Annotated in this window: 1 pseudogene; it reads left to right on the plus strand. The window is 61.8% G+C overall.

Annotated elements, in window-relative coordinates:
• A pseudogene (locus AC07FD_RS18020) lies at positions 1-645 on the plus strand (transposase); the annotation flags it as partial.
• Positions 646-715 lie beyond the last annotated feature (70 nt).

The raw sequence follows: 715 nt of genomic DNA on the forward strand, positions 1-715 counted from the left end.
GCAAAAGCTCGGAACGTTCACGATGGAGATCGTCAAGCGGTCGGACAGCGCGCAGTCGGCTTCTGACGATGAGCGCGGCGACAATCGACCGTGTTCTTCGCGGGGCTCGAGAGACCGCCGGAGGACGGGCACGGCGCCGCAGCGCGGTATCCACGGCGCTACGACGGAGCATTCCGATTCGTACTTTCTCCGACTGGCAGGACCCCTCCGCCCGGATTTGTCGAGGCTGACCTGGTGGCGCACAGTGGACCGGTGACGAGCGGCAGCTTTTATTCAAACGCTTTGTCTCACCGACATTGCGAGCGGGTGGACGGAATGCGCTCCCCTGCTTGTCCGCGAGCAGAAGCTGCTGAGCGAGTGCGGCGGCTCCTGCCATTCAAACTTCTCGGGTTCGATACGGACAATGACAGCGTGTTCCTGAATGAGACTGTGCGCGATTACGGCCGGGACGGTAGCATCGAGTTCACCCGCTGCCGGCCTTACCGCAAGAATGACCAGGCATTTGTCGAGCAGAAGAACGGCGCCGTTGTTCGCCGCATTGTCGGCTATCGCCGGCTGGAGGGACTTGAAGCCGCCGCAGCGCTCGCGCAGCTCTATTCGACGGTACGGCTGTTCGTGAACTTCTTCCAGCCGTCGTTCAAGCTGACATGCTTAAGGCCGAGCTCGTGGCAAGCCCTGGCGAAGGTTTTCGACCTGTAGCAGGAGCCGTTGTCGG

Source organism: Mesorhizobium waitakense, assembly GCF_056431085.1.